Source organism: Sideroxydans sp., assembly GCF_054604835.1.
The window spans coordinates 79,927-93,656 of the sequence record NZ_JBTSFG010000005.1 but is presented as its reverse complement, the minus strand read 5'-3'; the positions used below and the strand labels follow the sequence as shown (position 1 = coordinate 93,656).

The 13,730-nt window shown below is 60.3% G+C and carries 14 protein-coding genes; 8 read left to right on the top strand and 6 right to left on the bottom strand.

Features of this window, described 5'->3' with window-relative positions; translation table 11 throughout:
- Position 1 precedes the first annotated feature (1 nt).
- Genes ACYCZ5_RS09455 through ACYCZ5_RS09435 form a run of 5 tightly spaced genes read left to right on the top strand, consistent with a single transcriptional unit; the run spans position 2 to position 5,360 of the window.
- On the top strand, positions 2 to 1,093 hold the full coding sequence (locus tag ACYCZ5_RS09455; RefSeq protein WP_461544556.1) for a hydrogenase small subunit: 1,092 nt from the start codon (positions 2 to 4) through the stop codon (positions 1,091 to 1,093).
- A 2-nt stretch (positions 1,094 to 1,095) separates the two neighbouring features.
- A complete protein-coding gene (locus tag ACYCZ5_RS09450; protein ID WP_461544555.1) occupies positions 1,096 to 1,752 on the top strand; it encodes a hypothetical protein in 657 nt (218 codons plus the stop codon).
- A gap of 12 nt (positions 1,753 to 1,764) precedes the next feature.
- Entirely contained in the window at positions 1,765 to 3,042 is a 1,278-nt protein-coding gene (locus ACYCZ5_RS09445) for a (Fe-S)-binding protein (protein ID WP_461544554.1), read from the top strand.
- Entirely contained in the window at positions 3,039 to 4,775 is a 1,737-nt protein-coding gene (locus ACYCZ5_RS09440; RefSeq protein WP_461544553.1) for a nickel-dependent hydrogenase large subunit, read from the top strand. The genes ACYCZ5_RS09445 and ACYCZ5_RS09440 overlap by 4 nt, the downstream gene beginning before the upstream one ends.
- A gap of 15 nt (positions 4,776 to 4,790) precedes the next feature.
- Complete coding sequence (locus ACYCZ5_RS09435) at positions 4,791 to 5,360, top strand: HupE/UreJ family protein (RefSeq protein ID WP_461544552.1); 570 nt, start codon at positions 4,791 to 4,793, stop codon at positions 5,358 to 5,360.
- Between the two features lie 63 nt (positions 5,361 to 5,423).
- Here ACYCZ5_RS09435 and ACYCZ5_RS09430 read toward each other — a convergent pair whose 3' ends face one another.
- The gene (locus ACYCZ5_RS09430) at positions 5,424 to 6,260 is read right to left on the bottom strand and encodes a MinD/ParA family protein (RefSeq protein ID WP_461544551.1); all 837 of its coding nucleotides are present in this window, start codon (positions 6,258 to 6,260) and stop codon (positions 5,424 to 5,426) included.
- A gap of 1 nt (position 6,261) precedes the next feature.
- On the bottom strand, positions 6,262 to 7,032 hold the full coding sequence (locus tag ACYCZ5_RS09425) for a GGDEF domain-containing protein (RefSeq protein WP_461544550.1): 771 nt from the start codon (positions 7,030 to 7,032) through the stop codon (positions 6,262 to 6,264).
- A 207-nt stretch (positions 7,033 to 7,239) separates the two neighbouring features.
- Here ACYCZ5_RS09425 and ACYCZ5_RS09420 point away from each other — a divergent pair, with 207 nt between their 5' ends.
- Entirely contained in the window at positions 7,240 to 8,079 is an 840-nt protein-coding gene (locus ACYCZ5_RS09420; protein ID WP_461544549.1) for a DMT family transporter, read from the top strand.
- 1 nt (position 8,080) lies between these two features.
- Here the strand turns inward: ACYCZ5_RS09420 and ACYCZ5_RS09415 are convergent, their stop codons facing one another.
- The 4 genes from ACYCZ5_RS09415 to ACYCZ5_RS09400 form a co-directional block, all read right to left on the bottom strand.
- Positions 8,081 to 9,244: a MalY/PatB family protein gene (locus ACYCZ5_RS09415; protein ID WP_461544548.1), complete on the bottom strand. Its 1,164-nt coding sequence runs from the start codon at positions 9,242 to 9,244 to the stop codon at positions 8,081 to 8,083.
- Between the two features lie 36 nt (positions 9,245 to 9,280).
- Positions 9,281 to 10,447 carry a hypothetical protein gene (locus ACYCZ5_RS09410; RefSeq protein ID WP_461544547.1) on the bottom strand — a complete coding sequence of 389 codons (1,167 nt, stop codon included), beginning with the start codon at positions 10,445 to 10,447 and terminating at the stop codon, positions 9,281 to 9,283.
- A 41-nt stretch (positions 10,448 to 10,488) separates the two neighbouring features.
- The gene (locus ACYCZ5_RS09405; RefSeq protein WP_461544546.1) at positions 10,489 to 10,875 is read right to left on the bottom strand and encodes a rhodanese-like domain-containing protein; all 387 of its coding nucleotides are present in this window, start codon (positions 10,873 to 10,875) and stop codon (positions 10,489 to 10,491) included.
- Between the two features lie 125 nt (positions 10,876 to 11,000).
- On the bottom strand, positions 11,001 to 11,531 hold the full coding sequence (locus tag ACYCZ5_RS09400) for a YfcE family phosphodiesterase (RefSeq protein WP_461544545.1): 531 nt from the start codon (positions 11,529 to 11,531) through the stop codon (positions 11,001 to 11,003).
- Positions 11,532 to 11,762: 231 nt separating this feature from the next.
- On the opposite strand from ACYCZ5_RS09400, the gene ACYCZ5_RS09395 reads away from it, so the two are divergent.
- Both ACYCZ5_RS09395 and ACYCZ5_RS09390 read left to right on the top strand, forming a co-directional pair.
- Positions 11,763 to 12,983: a GAF domain-containing sensor histidine kinase gene (locus tag ACYCZ5_RS09395; protein ID WP_461544544.1), complete on the top strand. Its 1,221-nt coding sequence runs from the start codon at positions 11,763 to 11,765 to the stop codon at positions 12,981 to 12,983.
- Positions 12,976 to 13,638: a response regulator gene (locus ACYCZ5_RS09390; RefSeq protein ID WP_461544543.1), complete on the top strand. Its 663-nt coding sequence runs from the start codon at positions 12,976 to 12,978 to the stop codon at positions 13,636 to 13,638. Before ACYCZ5_RS09395 ends, ACYCZ5_RS09390 begins: the two co-directional genes overlap by 8 nt.
- The last annotated feature ends 92 nt before the right edge of the window (positions 13,639 to 13,730 follow it).

Below are 13,730 nucleotides of genomic sequence, written 5' to 3'. Positions count from 1 at the left end.
GATGAAAGAACACGAAACGCTGGCACAACGGCTGCAGGAACAAGGCATCAGCCGCCGCAGCTTTCTGAAGTTCTGTGCCGCGATGGCGACCATGATGGCGCTGCCGCCCGGCAGTGCCAGTGCCATCGCCGCCACGCTGGCGAAAGTGAAACGTCCTTCGGTGATCTGGCTGTCGTTCCAGGAATGCACCGGCTGCACCGAATCGCTGACGCGCTCGCATTCGCCCACGCTGGAAAGCATGATCTTCGACATGGTGTCGCTCGACTATCACCACACGCTGCAGGCCGCTTCCGGTTTCGCTGCCGAGCAGGCGCGCGAAGATGCGATGAAAGAATTTCACGGCAAGTATCTGTTGCTGGTGGATGGCTCCATCCCGATCAAGGACGGCGGCGTGTATTCCACCATCGCGGGTCGTACCAATCTCGACATGCTGCTCGAAGCCGCACAAGGCGCGGCGGCCATCGTCGCGATCGGCAGTTGCGCCGCGTTCGGCGGGCTGCCCAACGCGCAACCCAACCCGACCGGCGCAGTCGCAGTGTCCGACCTCATCAAGGACAAACCCATCATCAACATCTCCGGTTGCCCGCCCATCCCGGCCGTCATCACCGGCGTGCTGGCGCACTACCTCACCTTCGGTGCGCTGCCCGCATTGGATGATCAGGGCCGGCCCAAGGCGTTTTACGGCGAGACCATCCACGACCGTTGTTACCGCCGCCCGTTCTACGACCAGGGTAAGTTTGCCAAGACTTTCGACGACGAAGGCGCACGCAACGGCTGGTGTCTGTATGAGCTGGGCTGCAAGGGGCCGACCACGCACAACGCCTGCGCCAACACCAAGTGGAACGGCGGCACCAGCTTCCCCATCGAGTCCGGCCACGGCTGCATCGGCTGCTCGGAGCCGAAATTCTGGGATGCGGGCAGCTTCTACGCGCCGCTGCCCGCGCCGACCGCCGACGTCAGCAGTGCGGCGAAAGCAGCCGCTGTCATCGGCGCGGTCGCGGCGGTCGCCGTGGGCGCGATCGACCGTGGCAAGAAGACACAGGCCCAACAATCGCGAGAGAAACTGACGGTCGATGACCTGAAAGGGGAATGATCATGGAACAGGAACTATTGCTCTGGGTACGCGGTACAGGTTTGCAGATCGCCGCCGCCGTATTCGTGTTCGGCATGGTCTACCGCATGCTGCATCTGCTGATGCTGGGCCGCAAAATGTCGCTGGCCGCGCCGCGTGGCTCGGAATGGTCAGGCGGCTTACGCACCATGTGGAAGCGCAGTTTCGTTTCCACCAAACTTAGCGCGCGCGGTAATTTCACGGTCATTGCCGGTTTCATCTTCCACATCGGCTTCTTCATCACCCTCTTCTTCCTCAGCCAGCACATCGAACTGTTCCGTGCCGTGCTCAGCCTGCACTGGCCCGCCATGCCGCGCGGCGTGATAGACATCTCCGCCGTGCTCGCCATCGGCGCGATGGTCGCGCTGCTGGTGCATCGCTTCGTCGATCCGGTGAAAAGACTGCTGTCCGATTATCAGGACTACCTGACCTGGGCGCTGTCCTTCCTGCCGCTGCTCACCGGATTCATGCTGCTGCGCGAGATCGGTTTCGAATACATCACATTGCTGACACTGCACATCGCCAGCGTGGAACTGCTGCTGGTGGTCGCGCCGTTCACCAAACTGGCGCACATGTTCTCGACCTTCATCTCGCGCTGGTACAACGGCGCGGTGAACGGGTTCAAGGGCATCAACATTTAAGCCGAGGACGATATGAGTACATCACTCCAGAACGGCATCAACACCCTGATCGGCCAGATCGACGCGCCGACCGCCAGCTTCTTCACCTCCTGCGTGCATTGCGGTCTGTGCGCCGATGCCTGCCTGTTCTACACCGAGACCGGCGACCCGAAATACACCCCCATCCACAAGCTCGAACCGATGCGCCGCCTGTGGCAGCAGGAATACACTTTCTGGGGCAAGCTGATGAAGAAAGTCGGCTTGAGCAAACCGGTTACCGACGCGGAACTGACCGAGTGGGAACCGCTGGTGTACGACAGTTGCACCCTGTGCGGCCGCTGTTCGCTGGTGTGCCCGGTAGGTAACGACATCGTGTACATGGTGCGCAAGATGCGCGAAGGCATGGTCGCTTCCGGCCATGCACCGGAAGGGCTGAAAGGCGCAACGCAGCGTGCCATCGAGCTGGGCAGCCCGATGGGCGTGAACCTCAACACGCTGAAGGCGCAGATCAAACACGCGGAGAAAGAGACCGGCCTGACCGTGCCGTTGGATGTGGAAGGTGCGGACTACATGATGGTGCTGTCTTCCGCCGAGGTCGCCGAATACAACGACATCATCGGCGCGGTGACGCGCATCTTCAAACAGGCGAACGTGTCGTGGACGCTGGCCTCGGACGGCTTCGAGGGCACCAACAGCGGCATCCAGATCGGCTCCTCCGATCTCGCGGCGGAACTGGTCGGACGCATCGTGCGCGCGGCAGAGCGACTGAAAGTGAAATACGTCATCAGCCCGGAGTGCGGCCACGCTTTCACCGCGCTGCGCTGGGATGGGCCCAACCTGATCGGCCGCCCCTTCCCGTTCAAGGTGATCCACATCATCGAACTGCTGGATGAACTGCGCAGCTCGGGCCGACTGCAGACCGAGGGCGTGGACGAGACGCGTATGACCTTCCACGACCCGTGCCAGATGGTGCGGCGCGGCGGTGTGATCGAACAGCCGCGCAATCTGATGCACATGGTCGCGCCCAACTTCGTCGAGATGCCCGAGCCCGGCGTGCAGAACTGGTGCTGCGGCGGGGGCGGCGGCGTCAGCGCCAACCACCGTGCCGAACCGCTGCGCAACCAGGTGTTCAGCCGCAAGAAGGCGCAGCTCGACGCGATCAACGTAAAGACCATCGTCACCTCCTGCTCCAACTGCCGCACCATGTTGCTGGACGGACTGGAGAACAACCACATGGACATCGAAGTCATCGGCCTGACCGAACTCGTCGCCGAGCATCTGTCGGATAACGCAGAAGGGAAAGCATCATGAGCAGAAGAGTCGTCGTCGACCCGATCACCCGCATCGAGGGCCACCTGCGCATCGAGGCCGAGACCGATGCCGAAGGGCGCATCACACAAGCCTCCAGCGCTGGCACCATGGTGCGCGGCATCGAGATCATCTTGCGCGGTCGCGACCCGCGCGATGCTTGGGCCTTTGCACAGCGCATCTGCGGCGTGTGCACGCTGGTGCACGGCATCGCCTCGGTGCGCGCGGTGGAGGACGCGCTGAAATACGAGATCCCCGCCAACGCGCAACTGATCCGCAACCTGATGATCGGTGCGCAATACATCCACGACCATGTGATGCACTTCTACCATCTGCACGCGCTGGACTGGGTGGATGTGGTGTCCGCACTGAAGGCCGACCCGAAAGCCACCTCGCAACTGGCGCAGACGGTCAGCCCGTCCTATCCGCGTTCCTCGCCCGGCTATTTCGCCGATGTGCAGAAGAAGGTGAAACAGTTCGTCGAAGGCGGCCAGCTCGGCATCTTCGCCAACGGCTACTGGGGCCATCCCGCCTACAAGCTGCCGCCGGAAGCCAACCTGATGGCCGTCGCGCACTATCTCGACGCACTCGCCTGGCAACGCGACGTGGCCAAGCTGCACACCATCTTCGGCGGCAAGAATCCACACCCCAACTTCGTGGTCGGTGGCGTGCCCTGCGCCATCAGCGTGAATTCTGAACACGAAGGGGCCACCTCGCTCAACATGGTGGGGCTGTCCAAGGTGCAGAACATCATCAACCAGATGCGCGAATTCGTGGATCAGGTGTATGTGCCGGACACGCTCGCCATCGCCGGTTTCTACAAGGACTGGGCAACGCAGGGCGAAGGTGTGGGCAACTTCCTCACCTACGGCGACTTCCCCGCCAAAGGTATCAACGATCCGGCCAGCAATCTCATCCCTGCCGGCGTCATCCTCAACCGCGACCTGTCCACCATCCATCCCGTTGACCTGCATGCCGAGAACGAGATCGAGGAATACGTCTCGCATTCCTGGTACGACTACAGCGTGGGCAAGGAAAAAGGTCTGCACCCTTACAAGGGCGAAACCGCGTTGCATTACACCGGCCCCAAACCGCCCTACGAGAATCTGGAAACCGAGAAAGAATATTCATGGCTCAAGTCGCCGCGCTGGAAAGGCAAGGCGATGGAAGTCGGCCCGCTGGCGCGTGTGCTGATGCTGTATGCCAGCGGCCACGAGCAGACCAAGGAGCTGGTCGGCATGACTTTGAAGAAACTGGACGTGCCGGTCACGGCGCTCTACTCCACGCTGGGCCGCACCGCCGCGCGCACGCTGGAGACCAAGATCCTCGCCGACGCCATGCAGGGCTGGTACGACCAGCTCATCGCCAACATCAAGGCAGGTGATGTGCGCACCTTCAACGAAACCAAGTGGGACCCGTCCTCGTGGCCCAGCCTCGCCAAGGGTGCAGGTTTCATGGAAGCGCCGCGCGGCGCGCTGGCGCACTGGATCGTCATCAAGGACGGCAAGATCGACAACTATCAGGCCGTGGTGCCCAGCACCTGGAACGCCGGCCCGCGCGATGCGAACGGACAGGAAGGCCCTTACGAAGCTGCGCTCAGAGGTCACAAACTGCACGACCCCAAGCAACCAATCGAGATCCTGCGCACCATCCACAGTTTCGATCCCTGCATCGCCTGTGCGGTGCATGTGACCGATCCAGACGGCGAAGAACTGGTTAAAGTGAAGATCAAATAAAAAGGAAGACAAAACATGAAACGCACCCTCATCACCCTCGCCCTGTTGTTCATCAACACTGCCGCCAGCGCACACACGGGACACGATTCATCCGGCTTCACCACCGGCCTTGTGCACCCGTTCAGCGGCATGGACCACCTGCTCGCCATGCTGGCCGTCGGCCTGTGGGCCGGACAACTGGGCGGTCAACGCATCTGGCAACTGCCTGCCACTTTCATGGCCATGCTGGTGGGCGGCGCATTCGTCCCCATGTGGGTTCCATCGCTGACGCTGATCGAACCGGGCATCGCGGCGTCAGTGTTGATACTCGGCCTGCTCATCGCCAGCCCGACCAAGCTGGCAATACCGATCAGCTTCGCACTTACCGCCGCCTTCGGCCTCTTCCACGGCTACGCCCACGGTAGCGAGATGCCTAGCGCCACCGCCCCGCTCGCCTATGCCGCAGGCTTCCTGCTCGCCACCGCATCGCTGCATGTGAGCGGCATCGTCATTGGCAGTGCACTGCGCGAACGATTCACGCGTCTGGTTCAGGTAGTGGGCATGAGCATCGCCGCCATGGGTGCGTGGATGCTGGTGACGATCTAGTAAGAGAGTGACTTCTGACCCCATGCGTCCGCATGGGGATGTACTTCTAGCAAATACCCGGTATCACGCGCCGTGTTTGATGACTGCGCTTTCCACTTTGCTTGCCAGTTGCGTGATGGACAATGCCGCCGGACAGCCCGGATCGGATTGCGCCAGCAATTGGCGTTTCATGATGGCTTGACGTACTGCGGGGTCTGAGGGGATGTCGCCCATGTGGATCAGTTTCAGCGGGTGTTCGGAATCCTTGTTCACGAAGCGATCCAGCACCTGCTGCAACTGTGTAGTGATTGCAGTGCCGTCACCGGTGCGCGCAACCTGATTGATGACGATACGTATGCGCTGGCGCTTTTGCTGCGCGCCCAGCACCTTGATGGTGGCGTAGGCATCGGTCAGCGCGGTCGGTTCCGGTGTCGCGACCAGCAGAACTTCGGAAGCCATGGACACTGCGAACAGCACCACGTCGGAGATACCCGCGCCGGTGTCCAGCAACACGATGTCGTAGTTCGGCACCAGACTTTCCATGATGCGCAGGAAATCGTCGCGCACTTCGGGGGCAAGACGCGAATATTCCACCATGCCGGAACCGGCCAGCAGCACCGAGAAACCGCCCGGTGCCTTGTAGATCGCGTCTTCCAGTTTGGACTTGCCGGTGAACACGTCGTGCAGGGTGATCTTGGGATAGAGATTGAGCACCACATCCAGATTGGCCAGGCCCAGATCGGCATCCAGCACCAGCACGCGCAATCCGCGCTTGGCCAGCGCCGAGGCAAGGTTCGCCGAGACGAAGGTCTTGCCGACGCCGCCCTTGCCGCTGGTGACGGCGATCACCTTGCTGCGCGACTTGAGCGCCAACGTCGGCTCAACTACTGCGTCTTGTGGTGGATTGGATACTTCGCTCATTTCAGTTTGCCCTGTTCATTTCACTGTCTGCCACTGCACTGCCCGCTGCGTCGCCAGCGACGCCTTCGGCCGCGGGATCACCGAACAGGTGATGCCCGAACAACATGCCTTTCTCATCTGCACTAACGGCAACGCCGCGCTGTTCTTCAATGAAAACGCGATTTCGTCCCGCAGATTTCGCACGGTAGAGCTGTTCATCCGCGCGCTCGGTCCACAGCTTTATGGTCGAACGCACCCATTCCGGCGCATAGGCACCGCCGATGCTGATGGTGACTTGTATCGTTTCCGACGGTGACACGGTGATGGCCAGCGCAGCCACCGCCTCGCGGATACGTTCCGCCACGACAGGGCCGAACGAACTCGGACAATTGGGCAGGATCGCGGCGAACTCTTCGCCGCCGAAGCGCGACACGGTATCCATCGGGCGCACACAGGCTTCCAGACACTTGGAGACCGCCTGCAACACCAGATCGCCCGCATGGTGACCGTAGGTATCGTTGACCTTCTTGAAGTGGTCGATGTCCATGATCAGCAGCAGGACCGATTCGCCGGAACGCGCGACCGATTCGATCTCGCGATTGAGTAGGTGATTGAAATGACGCCGGTTGGACAGCCCAGTGAGCGGATCTCGCAAGGAAAGCTCGCACAGACCATCCAGGATGGTCTGCATGTAAACGGCGGGAGAGGCTTCCGGCGAAGGGAGTTCGCTCGACGGATCATGTTCGAGCAAGGCACGCGCGTCGTCCAGGCGCAGGTCGCTCAATCGAATCACGGAAGAATCAGTCGCAGAAGCCACAGAGTACGAGATGAGTTGAAAAAATCGCGGAGGGAACATCCCACCGCACGGCCCGAAGTATCCTTTCCCATGCCCGCACAGTCAATGTCAATCTGCTGAAATCAGAGCACGCATCCCCTATACCCTGCCCATACCTCGGCTTTCGGGTAGCATCCAGAATATGCGCCTCTCTATACTTTCAGCATGAACAAACTCACCCTCTCGTCCTACACCACGCTGACCATGATCGCCTTCGCGGGCAATTCATTGTTCTGTCGCATGGCGCTGAAAGAGACCACCATCGACCCGGCCACCTTCACCAGCGTGCGCCTGTTGTCCGGTGCGGCGATGTTGTGGCTGCTGATGAGTTTGCAAAGACAGGCGCCGCTCGCGCACGGCAATTGGCGCAGCGCGACGGCTTTATTCATCTATGCCGTCGCTCTCTCCTTCGCCTACCGCAGCATAGACACCGGCGCGGGCGCACTGATGCTGTTCGGTGCGGTGCAGGCGACCATGCTCATCGCCGGATTCCTCGCGGGCGAACGCATGACGGCCATGCAGAGCGCCGGCTTCGTGGCGGCGATGGTCGGCTTGGTGATATTGGTGTCGCCCGGCGTGGAAGCCCCCTCGGTGCTGGATTCGATATTGATGCTGGCAAGCGGTGTTGCCTGGGGCGTGTATTCGATGTTGGGCCGGGGACAGGCGAATCCGGCTGCTGCCACCGCCGGTAACTTCCTGCGTGCCGCGCCGCTGACAGTTGCGCTCTCATTGATCGCCCTGCCCTGGTTACAGTTGGATGCGCAAGGCGTGTTGTATGCCGTGCTATCCGGTGCGGTGACCTCGGCTTTGGGTTATGTGCTGTGGTATCGCGTGCTGCAACACATGCGTGCGATGACAGCCTCGACAGTGCAACTCTCTGCGCCGGTGATCGCCGCCGTCGCTGGCATTTTGCTACTGGGCGAAACGGTCACCCACGATCTGGTGATCGCTTCGGTGTTGATACTAGGCGGAATATTGCTGGTACTGCGCTTCGGCAAGCGCTGATTCAAATTCGCGACGCGGCTGAGATATTCTCCAGCGCCTGCTTGATCACACTGCGCGGTGCGCCGATGTTCATGCGCATGTGGCTGCTGCCCTCGGTTCCGAACATCGCGCCCGGACTCAAACCGACACCTGCTTTCTGCACGAAGAAGTCTTTAAGTTGTTTGTCGCTCAAGCCCATCTCTCGACAATCCAGCCACAGCAGATAGGTCCCTTCAGGCTCGATCATTTTGATCTGCGGCAGATGCTGTTGCAGAAAGTCGCGCACCATGTCGCGCGTACCGGCCAGATAGCCCATCAAGTCATCCAACCAAGGCGCGCCCTCGCGATACGCGGCTTCGAACGCAGCGATGCTGAACGGGTTGCTGGCGCTGACGTGCAGCGTGTCGAAGGCCTGCGTGATGGCTTTGCGATCCGACGCTTCCGGCACGACGAGCGCGGACAGGCCGAGGCCGGGGATGTTGAAAGTCTTGCTGGGTGCGACGGCGGTGACGATGTTCACCTTGTCGTTCAGCGTGGCCAGCGGTACATGCCGGCAACCGGGATAGATCAGGTCGGCGTGTATCTCGTCCGACACCACGGTGATGTCATGCTTTTCGCATACGGCCAACAGCGCCTGTAATTCTTCATGTTGCCACACTCGCCCGACCGGGTTGTGCGGCGAGCACAGGATCAACATGCGTCCGCCTTCACGCGCACAACGTTCAAGATCATCAAGATTGAAAGTGTATCGGCCTGCTTCCAGCTTGAGTGGATTGAGCAGCGACTTGCGTCCGCATATCCCGGCAGCGGAGAGGAACGGCGCATACACCGGCGGCTGCACGATCACCCCGTCACCGGGCTGCGTCAGCGCCATGATGCAGGCATGCAACGAGGGCACCACACCGGGACAGAAAAGGATGGATTCAGTTTCGATGCGCCAATGGTGGCGCGTGGCCAGCCAGTGGATCAGTGCGTCGTTGAGCGATGAGGGGAAGATGGTGTAACCGAACACCGGATGTGCTGCGCGCTGCGTCAGCGCGCGCTGCACCGCATCCGGCACCGCGAAATCCATGTCGGCCACCCACAGCGGGATGACATCGTCGCGGCCAAACACGGCCTGTCGTGCATCGTATTTCAGGCTGGCAGTGTGTTGTCGATCTGGGGCTGAATCAAAGCGTGTGTCCATGACCGCAATATAGCCGAAAAGCGCGGCCGCGGATGGTTACGCGCCCGGCCAATGGGCCGTCGCTACGCCCTCGCCCAGATCCGCCTCGATCAGGCGGCGACGCACTTCCAGCAGGCGCGCAATCAACGCGGGTTCGTGTGAGGCGTAGGCCTCGGCATCCGGGATGCGCTTCACCACCACGCCGAGCAACTCGGTGATGGCGTTGCCAATGGAGTTCTGGCTGATGGTGACGATCAGTTTGCCTGCGTCGTTGCGATAGATGAGTTGCTTGAAGGCGGGCTGCCAGCGGATGGCGTTGGCATATTTCGCGTCGACGATGCAGTGGTCGCGCACCTTCTTGGCCGTCTTCATGAAGTCGTTGTTGAACAGCAGCACGCTCTCCACCTGCTCGGGGAAATACACGTCCGGCAGCATGGGCGCGTTGTGCGTGGAGACCTGCGAGAAGAAGCTGCGGTAGAAATCGATGAAGCCTTTCAGCACCTCGTCGTACTCTCTCCAGAAATGCACATCCTTGAGCGCCGCCGCGCCGCCCTGCACTTCCCAGCTCGGCAGCCCTTGCGGGTAGCCCGTCAAGGCGATGCGCGCGTCGGCTTCGCTGGCGGGTTTGAGTATCTGCAGATGCAGCGCCTTATCGAAGAAGTCGCGGTACACATCACGCATATAGGCCTGGAACAGGCTGTGCTGGCCGCCGTCGGTCAGATTGGGATCGTCCGGGTCGGCCGCTTTCGCATCGCGCAACACCTGCTTCGGGAAGACCACGAAATGGTTGTGCAACATGCGTATGCTCGGCACGCCAGGCGAGGTCAGCGGCCAGGTCGCGTCAAGACTCGCTTCGCCCGCCAGGATTAGCGCCTCGTCCGGGTCAGGATATTGCTCCAGCATGTAGTCGATGATGATCTGGTTCATGCGGTTCCAGATCTGCTTCACGTTCTCCGCCACCTGCGTGCGCCGCACCGGGCGACCCAGCGGGTTGAGGATGCTCTTGGACGTGTTGTAGATGATGGAACAATCGAACTCGGTGCTGTGCCCCAATGCCTTGCGATACAGCAGCAGGTTCTCGGGGTTGATCAGCAGGCCGTTGTTGTTCGCCAGATCGTTGAGGTTCTCCGTGCTGTTGAAGAACTCGTTGTGTTTCAGGCCCTCGGGGACATCGAGCGGGATGGGACGGAACGGTGTGACGATCTCGCGCGGGCCGGATCGCATGGATCAGTCCTTCCCGGCTCCGGCGAGATCAGGCACACACATCAAGTTTGCGCCCAGGGCAGACCGTCGAAGCGCCAGCCGTTGTGCGAATTGCGATGGTGCGTATCGTCCAGATCGCCTTCAAAACCATGCTCGACGTTGTAGATGTCTTTCAGTCCCGCGTTTTCCAGCGCCAGACCCGCATCGGCGGAGCGGCGGCCGGAACGGCAGATCAGCACCACGGGACGGTTCACGCTGGCGGCCTTGCGCACATGCGCGACGAACATGGGATTGATGTCCCAGTCGGGACCGTCCACCCAGGGGATATGGATGGAACCGCGCGGATGGCCGACGAACATGTATTCCATCTCGCTGCGCACATCGATGAACACTGCTTCCGGATTGGATTGCAGAAAATCGTAGGCTTCTTTCGGGTTCAGATGTTGCATGATCTTCGCTCCTGATCTGTAATGGGTAGGCAGATTATAGCCCTATCATTTCCCGGTGATATCCTGCAATTTTATGATGCTGAACTTGGCCTCTTGACCAAGCTTGGTAGCAATGGGGGCGTTCATCAACCCTCCGGCAGTCTGCGTATCTCGAAACTCATATTGGACAAGTCGCCCAGTATCCAGGTGGGGATGGCGTCGATACCGGGCGCATCGATACCGGCGACCGAGCCGGGATTGACCAGCCAGCATTCGCCGTCCTTGATATGTCTTTGCAGGCCAGCATGGGCGGTATGGCTGTGGCCGTGGCAGACCAGATCGTAATCGCCGGTGCAGGCGAAGGCGTGGCCGTGGTTGGGCATGTGGGTGATGAATATCTTGCGCCCGCCCAGCTCAAGCTCGGCCTCTGCACCGTGGTAGGTGAAGATACCGGGGTTCCTCATCATCATGCGGTACAGCGCGGAGATGTCGCCCAGATTGTTGCCGTGCACGGCGTGGATGGGCAGTCCGAGCTTGAGTGAAGCGCGCAGGGTATTGGCACCGATCAGATCACCGCAGTGGAGCACTGCCTGCGCGCCTTCGTCCTTGGCTGCGGTGATGGCATGCACCAGCGCATCGGAACGATCGTGACTATCTGAAACGATGCAGATCTTCATAACCTTGTTGTGTGTCGGAATTAGGCCGGATTAAGCCGAAAATCCTTTAGCGGGTCTATAGCCATATCGGGTGGGGGTAGCCTCGCCCCTATGGGTACGGGCATATCTGGCACAATTTCCTAACGGTTGATATTTATTGCAAAGCGACATAACCTTGAAACAACAGGAGCATTTCAGAAACCCCTGATTTCTTCGATAGCCGGACCAAGCGACCAATCCTTACAGAGTCTCATGAATCGACTATCCATACCCGCAGAGCTTTCGGATGAAACCGAATTCTTCTGGACTAGCGAGCCAGAGTTCATTCCGCCCGATCTGGACGGCGGCGTGGACGCGTGCGTCGAACAGAGTTTCATATCCCAGCGCGCCAGCGATCTGGAGACCCTGCTCAACCATTGTCTGGAATCCGCGCTGGGCATGATAAATGCCCGTGCCGGGGTGATCCGTATCCTGTTGCCGGACGAGCAGACACTGCCCATCATCAGCACCGTCGGCCTCTCGAACGAGGAACTGGATTCCGAACGCGTAAGCGAACTGGCCTGCGAAGATTGCAGTCGTGATGCTTTCCGCCACGGCATGTGTGCCACCACCATCGAGAAATGCGAGACCCGGCAATGCGGCTCCGCCAGTCAACGCATGCAATCGGTGATCTCCATCCCGCTGGAGGGCCGGGCAGCAGCCGACACCTTGTTGGGCGTATTCACCCTGTTCTTCGACACCCCGCAGACCACCTTCAGCCCGACCGCACAGATGGCCGTCAACTTCGCCGACATGCTGGCCGCACTGATCGAACACACCCAGGCCGGACGCGAAGCGCGCCGCGCCGAACTATTGATGGAGCGCCAGTCCATCGCCAACGAGATCCACGACTCGCTGGCGCAGACCCTGAACTACGCGCGCATGAACACCACCCTGCTGCGCGATGCGATCCGCAATAACAAGAACACGGCCGCAAAATACGTCGGCGATATAGAAGATGCGCTGGAGATCGGCCAGAAGGCGGTACGCGCGCTGATCACCGATTTCCGCAGCGAGATGAACCCTTCGGGCCTGCTATATGCCTTGCAGGACCTGTGCGGCGAGTTCAACCGGCGCAACCATATCGTGCTCGACTGCAAAGTGCGCATCGCCGATCTGGACCTGCCGCTGGAACACGAGATACAGACCTACAACATCGTGCGCGAAGCGCTCTCCAATATCGAGAAGCATTCCAACGCATCGCATGCCAGAGTGATAGTCGATTATGTCTGCGGTTACTATGTATTCATGGTAGAAGACAATGGAGTCGGTACCTTCACCCCTGCCGAGGGGCATTATGGTCTGGTCATCATGCGTGAGCGCGCGCAAAGGATAGGCGGCGAGATACGCGTCGAGAGCACAAAAGGGCTGGGAACCTGCGTACAATTTTACTTCCCCGAGCCGGAAGCCAACTGGAGAACGCTGAATGAGTGAGATGTTGAAGATAGCCCTGGTCGACGACCAGAACCTCTGTCGCATGGGACTGTGTGAACTGTTGAGCAACGGCTACGGCTTCAACGTGCTCGGCGCTGTCGGCAGTCTGGAAGCGCTGCAAAAACTGATAGAACTGGAACCCGACGTCATCGTGATGGACCTGCGCATGAAGCCCATGGACGGTATCGCCATGCTGCAACAGATCCGCGACGACGGCTGCGTCATCCCCACCGTCATCCTCACCATGAGCGATTCCGAGACCGACCTCTCCAATGCGATCAAGGCCGGTGCGCGCGGTTTCCTGCTGAAAGACATGGCACCGGAAGACGTGGTGGATGCCATCCGCCGCGTCGCCGCCGGCGAGATGGTGGTCGCCCCGTCCATGACGGTGAAGATGATCGACATGCTCAAAGGCAAACAGCCCGGCAGCGAACCCAGACAATCCCTCAACCTGCTCACCGAGCGCGAGAAAGAGATCCTGCAACTGCTATCGCGCGGCGAAAGCAACAAGGCCATCGCGCAGACACTGTCCATCAGTTACGACACCGTCAAACAGCATGTGCGCCACATCCTGAACAAACTCAATCTGTCCTCCCGCGTCAAAGCTGCCGTCCTGTTTGCCAAAGAGCAGCACAAGTCAGACAACGACCAGTAAAGCCTCACGCCCCATACGGGTTACCCACACTACCCAATGGGGTTATAGACACTACCCTGCTGAATTGCGCTAATTGGGGGGCGGGAGAGAGG